The sequence below is a fragment of the Escherichia sp. MOD1-EC5495 genome, assembly GCF_002965965.1.
Classification (GTDB): domain Bacteria; phylum Pseudomonadota; class Gammaproteobacteria; order Enterobacterales; family Enterobacteriaceae; genus Escherichia; species Escherichia ruysiae.
In genome coordinates, this window is the sequence record NZ_PTRI01000006.1 from 179,649 (window position 1) to 186,412 (window position 6,764).

The following is a 6,764-nucleotide window of genomic DNA, read 5'->3' on the forward strand; positions in this document are numbered from 1 at the left end:
CAGCGCGCAGTGCTTTCCCCGCCTCGCCCGCCCGCTTCGTGGGGCGGTTTTAATGCAGATGCATGTGAACACTCGAGATTGACTGGATAAGGCCTAAGGTGCATTAATTTTTTGTTTTTTTACATGCAGTTTGATGCAAGAACATGCCCTCTAAAGTCTTGGTTTAATGTGCTACACTTTTATACAAACCTATGATAAAAGCGATAAAAAATCTTCCATTTTGGCGAACATTATGACGGATATTGAAACAGCTCGATGGAACACAGAAAGTGCCGCTTTGTTGGCACTATCAGAAATACATGGCGTTAGTTATTGGACTCTATATAAAGTTGCTCAAAAGGGAATCAGATTTAGAGACATTGTTACCAGCCAAACATTAGCCAACTTTGAGTATCTACTTGGAGTAAAACTTCATCGCCAACCTTATTATTTGAATGAAGGCAATTGGTCTGTTTTTCGGGACAGCATGATTTCTACGGCTAAAATATTACTCACACATTATCATAATAGTGGTTACAAAATCATCCACTATGGTTCTCCGAGCTATCCAGACAAGTTGAATGACCTGTCTGAGCCGCCTTTCTGGTTGTTTGCTCAAGGCAATGTATCCTTGCTAGATAAAAAGTGTGTTGGAGTTGTCGGCACCAGAAACCCAACCGCACTTGGAATTTATTTAACTCAAGCAGTAATCTCGCAATTTATAGATTCGGATTATTCAACTGTAAGCGGTTTAGCATATGGTATAGATCAATCTGCACATGAAGCATCCCTGTTATTTAAAATACCGACAATTGCTGTGTTAGGTACTGGCGTAAACTCAAATTATCCCAAAAATAGTGGCGAGATGAGAGGCCATATTGTAAATAATGGCGGACTGATTCTTACTGAGTATTTACCAAACCAAAAACCATCACAGGAAAACTTTGTTCGTAGAAATAGAATTCAAGCAGCTTTAAGTGATGTATTGATCCCAGTTGAATGGGGCCTAAAAAGTGGGACATCTCATACTGTGAGATATGCTGCTCAATTAAAAAGAGCGATACTTTGTCCTTTACTTAGGGGAACTACACCTCAAGAAGAGATTAAACATGCCTTGTCAGAGTACTCAGCTACGATAATGAATATTCCACTATCCGATTTTAAAGACGTGCAAAGCTTAATTAAATCAGCATCCGGTGTAAAAACACAGCAACTTTCTCTTCTGGGAGATGAATAATATGTATTTAAAGGCAGTTATATTTTCAATCGCAGATGTTGTATTACCATTAACATCTAACACTCAACCTCAGGAACTAAAATCTAGAATCGACTCTGAATTACGTAAGTTGTTTGCGTTTTTGTCATCAAAAGGGATTAAAGTTATCTTCTTGACAAATAAAAATAGAAACGTGAGAACACATGACGGGATCGTAACACTAGACGAATACCTAAAAAGGAAATTCCCAGAATCAATTCACTTTTGCCGTGAACTCGACAACAACATACCAGCAAAACAAACAGGGAAGGCCATAGATTTCATCATGGCTGCGTTAGAATTAAAACGAAACGAAATGATCTATGTAGGGCGTTCTCAGGAAGACTTACAAGCAGCTACCAACGGGAATACCCTATTTATTAATGCGACCTGGTATGAACCGGTTACTGAGTACGGTTTTCAATTTTCAGAACCCAAAGAAATCGCTAGATTTATTGATGTTTTTTGCTTAAGAGAGCAGTTGTGGGGATGGCAAGGGCATTTTAATGAAGATGTTCACTACTACGCCTTAGCACCATTTAGCACATATGTCCCTGAATTTACAATGTATTCAGCCAATGCAAGAGACCTCGCAAAGCTATCGGTTGGAAGCCCCGATTTTTGGATAAGATATCTTGGTGCTAGCATTTATTTCTCTGGCTTAAGTGAAGGAGCAAGTTTTATAACCACCTACGTTGGACATAACGCTGAAGATCCTTATAAACTAGCAAACATTATGGAGCATGACCTAAAAGGTTTAGCAGTCTCATTCAAAGGAAAGTATCTAAAAGATCTATTCTTACGACATACAACAGCTATTAAATCACAGCAAGCTCGGATAGCTAAACAAGAAGTAAACATCACATCTCAAATAAACACCGTTAATTTAAATCCTGCCCCAATTAAAAACCTCATCACCGGCGAAAGATATACCAACCCTCCTAAATTGAAAGGTAAGAAAATATTAGTTATTGATGATTTTTGCACTGAAGGAAATGCTCATGAAACAGCCAGAATGTATCTAAAAGCTGCAGGCGCAAATGTAATAAATATATCGTGGTTAAAAACCATCAATCGTGACGTTTCTATCTGTGAACCAACTCGCAAGATACGGCCATGGGAGGCCAATACACTTGATGTTGATGACATTAACTATGTCGGTACGATTGGTTATGCTGAAAATGTAACTCACGGTAGTGCACCTCAAGTGTTATCAGAAAAAATTCAACAATATGATAACTGGGACTGGCCACAATAAATTAACCCCATAATTTAAAGTGTCCCCTAATAATGGGAGGCACTTTAAATATTAAGAAGATAATGTCATTAAGCGAAATTTAACTATAATTTAAAACATTACAATTATTATTTTTTAAAGTTTACTATTACCCAATCCATCAATAAGACCTGTATTTATTCGTAATCTAATAGCCTTACCACTCATCAATCACTGGATATTTGAATTTTTTATTATCATAAATCACCATCGCCCCACGCGCCAGCGCCTCAAGCTCCCATCGCTGAGGCCTGATACCGTTCTGAGCAAGGTCAACGCGGATACGGGTAATTTGCAATCGTTCCGGCCGGGTCAGCCTGGCCGATGGTGCAATTTCATGTGGTTTTAACGGGCTTCCGTTTCTTTGCTGACGATTTGGTGTTCTCAGGCCGTGTTTTAATGCGCCCCTGAGCACCCTCACGACATCCGGGTCATTCCATTCGATAACACCGTCATCAACCAGATTAAGCACTGCTGCGGCGTGTTCAGGAGGTGTGGGAGCCGGTAACGAAGTATCACCACCGGTGAGCTTTCCACAGTTATTGACAGGACTCCGAGGCGCGGCGATGCCGCTTTTTAAAGTCAAAGGCTCAACGACCGGAACTTTCGGCACAATGCGCCAGTCCGTCGTTCTGGTGATATGAATATGACGCGCGCCGAGATGCGGCGCGTAAATGCCGATCACTCTCTCGACCTCTTCCTCGTACTCGTTAACGTCATCCGACGAGCTACGGGCAACCCTGACAGTCTGACAATCGCGCGGGACATTTGCCCCACCCTGCGCGCTGATATACAACGCAAAATCACCACTGTCTGCGGCAGCGCGAGCAGCCTCGACGCGTTCGTCAAACTCATCAGCAATACTGACGCCGCGAGGCAATTTGCGTAGTTCACGGTAAGCCCCCATTGTCGGCAGTCCAACCGTTTTAAATTGCGGGATGCGCCACGTTGACGCCCATGCGGTAACAGCCGCGGCAGTATCTTTAAGCGGCTTACCGGTATCGTTATCGAGCTGACCATCCAGTGCATAGCCGTCGATATTTTTTGAAATGTATTTCGCGATATATCCCGCAGCACCGCCCCGGTTAAGGTGCTTTGCCTGAAAACGGTTTCGCGCGGCTCCTCTTTCGTCGCCATCCTCTTTGAGCGCATAGCGACGCATGATTTCGATAATCTGGTTACGCTGGCGTGGATTACAAAAAAGCATCATATGCCAGTGCGGCGTTCCGTCGTGGTGTGGCTCGACGACACGCAAACCGTAGACCTGTAAATCATTATCCTTGAATGCCGTGCGCATCAGGCTCCAGATATGGCAGAGATAACGCTGCGCATCCTTTGGATTAAATGCCTCATCGTTCCAGCCGTGATTTAGCTGGACGGTTTTACTTTCGCCTTTTCCGACCTGACGTGTCGGGTGATACTTTGACGGCGCGGTAAGCGTGATAAACATCCCCACATCACCCTCTGCGGCGGCGTAACGCTCAATACCGGCAATGGTGTTCATCAGCTCCATCCGGCGAATTTCAGGATTAGAAATACTGCCCATCACCTTACTGATAAGGTCGATGCGCTCGCCGGTTTCCCTGTTTTCAAGGTCACACGATTTAAGAAATTCCAGATTTGCCTGGCGGCGTGCACGTACATCACGAATGGCATGTTTACTGGCATAAGGAGAACGGTCTTTATTCACCTCCCCGACAGCAATCAGTAACGCCTCATGCCAGCGCATACGCTGGCCTTTAAGCTGATGAGTCCACCACTCATCGTTAAACAGACGGGCAATGGCAGAATATGCCTGCCTCGTGGTCATCTGCCCTTTACGGTATTTTTTCCAGTAGAGAGGGGAAATATTGAAAGCACGTGCAGCGCCAGCAACATGACCATAGAGGTGAGCCTGAGCCTCATCCGTAAACAGTGATTCTTTTTCGCCATGCGCATCCACCCAGGCATCGCTGAGTTCCTCATACATCATGAAAAGCTGCGATGAGATACGGGCGGCAAACTTTTTCAGCTCCTTGTCATTCATTCCCGGCAGGCGCGCATAGTGGTCACGCTCTGCCAGAAACAGCAACGACGCGTCGGTGTTCATTTCATGGCGCTGATTCACACGCTCAATGCGCGGCCATAAACGACGCTGAAAAGTGGATGTGAGGAAATAAAACCCGTGCACCGGGCTTTTATTGCGCCGGATGTAGTCATAGCGTGAAGTAAACAGCGAGCGCAAAAAGTAAGGCAGGCGGTTAATCGTGGATAAAACACCTTGCACCTGACGCATCTCGTCACGTGTAAGGGGTCTTTCGCGCCCGACGGCCTCGCGTGGCGCGTTCCATGCATAAGCACCGGTAAACGTCTTACCGGTGCCTGCGGCAAATGCTGACGGAGGGACAAAACGCCCGGAGGCTTTAACGGCCATATGAGCCAAAAGCCTCTGAACAACGCCTGCTGAGTTGCTCAACCTGCGCGTTTAAATCAGCAAAAGACTTTGCGCTTCCGGTCAGAATATCGTGATGCATCAGGCCGGAAACGAGCTGGCTTAATTTCGGATAATAACCAACCACCGCCAGCCATTCCTGACCGGCGTTTTTACCGCTTTCCGCTCTCTTTTTCTCGTGGAGAATAAACTGAAAGCTGTCACTGGTAACGACATAACGTTCGCCAATTTCAATACGAATACTCATGCCGTTCTCCGGTAATGTTTGTTTTTTGCTTCAAAGACTGACTGGCAGGAAACACAACGCGTGGCTGACGGATAAGCCGCACGACGGGCAGCAGGTATTGGCGCGTCACACTCTTCGCAAACCAGCGCAGAAGCACCGCAATGTTTTACCCTTGCCGCGTTAATCTGACGCTCCAGTAATTCAGCCTGTTGTTCCTGAATAAAATCTACGTTGTCCGGCATTACCAGTTCCTTTTGTCGTTAAGGTTTTTAAATACATCAGCGCAATAGCTGGCGATTTCTGTCGTTAATTTCGTCAGTTCATCCACGGAGGAGATTTGCTTGTGAAACACAGCGCGTTTAACAAGTAAATTGACCACATCAGACAGGAGGTTTAATTCGTTCTGATAAATCGCGATAACAGACTCAGTTATTTCGCGTTTTTCTTTATCAAGACCAAGTTGAATAAGAGACAAATCGCCATTTTTCATAACGGCGATTTTTAAGGCGTTATTCAGTAATACAACTGAACGAGAACAGGACATCAAAGCACCTCCCCGCGAGACAATCCGATATTGTGAAATTTTTCCAACTCCTGACTGAGCAGCTCGACTATCTCCACGCGGGATAACTCCGCCTTTGTGATGTGGCGAATCATGGCATCAAGATGAGAAGAAAAGCGCGTCGCAGCGTCGGCCTGTGCTTCGGTTCTGGCCTGTTGCAGCAGTAATGCGTATTTACCGCACTGATTTTCAGAAACTGTATGCATAACTTTCTCCAGGCAAAAAGAAGCCCCGCACGATTAAGTGCGTTAAAAACTCTGGTTAATTACTTAATGCAGATATTGCTCTGGTTTTACCGACGTCAGAATTGTCGGTGCATACTCAAAAAGGCTGAATAATTCACGTAATGCACGGAATAAAGCATCACGCCAGTAACATGACTCTTCATTAATTCGCCAGTATGGCTGGTTGAATTCTTTTTCAGTCAATCCGGCATGCATAAATAAAGTACGACGCTGACTGACTGTTAAAAAACTAATATATGCATACTCACTTGCACCGACCTGACGACGTTTTGAGAATGCCCCACGCAATTCATCAATTGCGCAAACCAGCCGTTCACGTTCGACGTCGTTCATTTCTTCAAAACGCATCGTTGCGTGACGTTGTTTTAACTGCGCATGAAAGCAAACCGTTAACCGTTCGCGCTCCATCATCTGATTATAATAATCACATGTATCCTGCCAGCGAGGGACGGCAAGATGCTTACCAATTATCCGGCGCATAGCTGCTGGCTGTTTTTCAACGAGATTGAGCGTCATCACTGTCATTTCCAGACCCTCCGGCTTTTCAGAAAGGTCAGAGTCTTTTTTAACGGACTCTGTTTTTTGGTGCGGATAATGATTCCCTTACGCCCCTTACCGTGGGTGATGGTGAAGTCAATCGCCCTGGGGCTTTCGTTACGCAGTAACTGAGCAATACAACGAGGCTCATTCATACGGTTCTCCTTAACGTGGTTCACCGAGACCTAACCACATCAATGGATTTGCCCCTATATTTCCAGACACCTGTTATCACTTAACCCATTACTGGCCT

Annotated in this window: 9 protein-coding genes; 2 read left to right on the plus strand and 7 right to left on the minus strand. The window is 45.0% G+C overall.

Going from position 1 to position 6,764, the window contains the following annotated elements; translation table 11 throughout:
- The first annotated feature begins 232 nt into the window (after positions 1–232).
- Positions 233–1,216, plus strand: a complete 984-nt coding sequence (locus BEG40_RS07035) for a DNA-processing protein DprA (protein ID WP_024186526.1) — start codon at positions 233–235, stop codon at positions 1,214–1,216.
- Position 1,217: 1 nt separating this feature from the next.
- The gene (locus BEG40_RS07040; RefSeq protein WP_001389236.1) at positions 1,218–2,492 is read left to right on the plus strand and encodes a hypothetical protein; all 1,275 of its coding nucleotides are present in this window, start codon (positions 1,218–1,220) and stop codon (positions 2,490–2,492) included.
- 175 nt (positions 2,493–2,667) lie between these two features.
- Here the strand turns inward: BEG40_RS07040 and BEG40_RS07045 are convergent, their stop codons facing one another.
- The 7 genes from BEG40_RS07045 to BEG40_RS21900 form a co-directional block, all read right to left on the minus strand.
- On the minus strand, positions 2,668–4,923 hold the full coding sequence (locus tag BEG40_RS07045) for a replication endonuclease (protein ID WP_105285134.1): 2,256 nt from the start codon (positions 4,921–4,923) through the stop codon (positions 2,668–2,670).
- Complete coding sequence (locus BEG40_RS07050) at positions 4,913–5,188, minus strand: DUF5405 family protein (RefSeq protein WP_000027667.1); 276 nt, start codon at positions 5,186–5,188, stop codon at positions 4,913–4,915. The genes BEG40_RS07045 and BEG40_RS07050 overlap by 11 nt, the downstream gene beginning before the upstream one ends.
- Positions 5,185–5,409, minus strand: coding sequence for a TraR/DksA C4-type zinc finger protein (locus tag BEG40_RS07055; protein ID WP_001113264.1), 225 nt, complete (start codon positions 5,407–5,409; stop codon positions 5,185–5,187). The genes BEG40_RS07050 and BEG40_RS07055 overlap by 4 nt, the downstream gene beginning before the upstream one ends.
- Positions 5,409–5,711 (minus strand): DUF5405 family protein, encoded by a 303-nt coding sequence (locus BEG40_RS07060; RefSeq protein ID WP_105285135.1) that lies wholly within the window; start codon positions 5,709–5,711, stop codon positions 5,409–5,411. The genes BEG40_RS07055 and BEG40_RS07060 overlap by 1 nt, the downstream gene beginning before the upstream one ends.
- The gene (locus BEG40_RS07065) at positions 5,711–5,935 is read right to left on the minus strand and encodes a DUF2732 family protein (protein ID WP_105285136.1); all 225 of its coding nucleotides are present in this window, start codon (positions 5,933–5,935) and stop codon (positions 5,711–5,713) included. Before BEG40_RS07065 ends, BEG40_RS07060 begins: the two co-directional genes overlap by 1 nt.
- A gap of 63 nt (positions 5,936–5,998) precedes the next feature.
- Positions 5,999–6,499: a phage replication protein B gene (gene repB / locus BEG40_RS07070; RefSeq protein WP_000217670.1), complete on the minus strand. Its 501-nt coding sequence runs from the start codon at positions 6,497–6,499 to the stop codon at positions 5,999–6,001.
- Positions 6,496–6,666, minus strand: coding sequence for a hypothetical protein (locus tag BEG40_RS21900; protein ID WP_001005163.1), 171 nt, complete (start codon positions 6,664–6,666; stop codon positions 6,496–6,498). The genes repB and BEG40_RS21900 overlap by 4 nt, the downstream gene beginning before the upstream one ends.
- Between the last annotated feature and the right edge of the window lie 98 nt (positions 6,667–6,764).